The sequence below is a fragment of the Rhodococcus sp. IC4_135 genome (assembly GCF_011602025.1).
In the GTDB taxonomy this organism is placed as follows: domain Bacteria; phylum Actinomycetota; class Actinomycetes; order Mycobacteriales; family Mycobacteriaceae; genus Rhodococcus_F; species Rhodococcus_F baikonurensis.
Window position 1 is genome coordinate 1 of the sequence record NZ_JAAOLG010000104.1, and the last position, 1,119, is coordinate 1,119.

Annotated in this window: 1 protein-coding gene; it reads left to right on the top strand. The window is 59.5% G+C overall.

Going from position 1 to position 1,119, the window contains the following annotated elements; translation table 11 throughout:
* The first annotated feature begins 54 nt into the window (after nucleotides 1-54).
* Nucleotides 55-1,119, top strand: coding sequence for an IS630 family transposase (locus G8767_RS35175; protein WP_166814276.1), 1,065 nt, complete (start codon nucleotides 55-57; stop codon nucleotides 1,117-1,119).

Sequence of the window (1,119 nt, forward strand, 5' to 3'; positions counted from 1 at the left end):
CTAGTGCGGCGTGGGATAAATAATTAGACAGTTGGATTTGCGATACTTGCTTGTATGCGAGTTGCGCCTTTGGTTTTACGGGACGGGGATCTCGATCGTGTGACGGCATTGATGCGGTCCAGATCGGTGCGGGCCGGTATCGCGCAACGTGCTCGGATCATCGTGCTCGCATCCGAAGGCGAATCGAACACGCGGATCGCGGAATTGGTGGGCGTGACCCGCCAGACCGTGATCACCTGGCGGGCACGCTACGACGAAGCCGGGATGAACGGACTGGTCGACGAGCCGCGCTCGGGGCGGCCACGCATGATCGATCACCGCCAGATCGTGTCGGAAACGTTGATGCCGCCGCCGAAGAAGCTCGGCGTCACCCATTGGAGCACACGTTTGCTGGCAAATCGATTGAAGATCAGCAACAGCACTGTCGCGGAAGCATGGCGCGAGTACGGTGTGCAGCCTTGGCGCAGTGAGACATTCAAGTTTTCTACCGATCCGGAGTTGGTTGCGAAGGTCACCGACATCGTCGGCTTGTACTTGGAGCCGCCGGAGAACGCGATCGTGCTCTGCGTGGACGAGAAATCGCAGATCCAAGCCTTGGATCGGACGGCGCCGACGTTGCCGATGCAGATCGGGATCCCCGAACGGCAGACTCACGACTACGTCCGTAATGGCACGACCACCTTGTTCGCGGCATTGGAGATCGCGACCGGACAGGTGACCGGGATCTGCCGGCCCCGGCACCGCCACCAGGAGTTTCTCGTGTTCCTCAAACATGTGGCGCGGGCGTACCCGAAGCAGGAACTGCATTTGGTGATGGACAACTACGCCACACACAAAAAGCAGGAAGTGCGGGAATGGCTGGCGTCGAACCCGCGAATCCACGTCCATTTCACCCCTACCTCGGCGTCGTGGATGAACCTCGTCGAAGTGTGGTTCGGCATCATCGAACGCCAAGCCATCCACCGCGGCACCTTCCGCAATGTTCGCGAGCTCACCGCCAAGATTCGGGACTTCATCAACGGGTGGAACCCACGAGCGCAGCCATTCATCTGGACGAAAACCGCCGAGCAGATACTCGCGAAAGCCGACCGTCGAAAAACTTCAAGAACACCGCACTAG

What these genes read in the sequence shown, in the direction of transcription:
- G8767_RS35175 (WP_166814276.1), top strand. Translation starts at nt 55, where the DNA reads ATGCGAGTTGCGCCTTTGGTTTTACGGGACGGGGATCTCGATCGTGTG.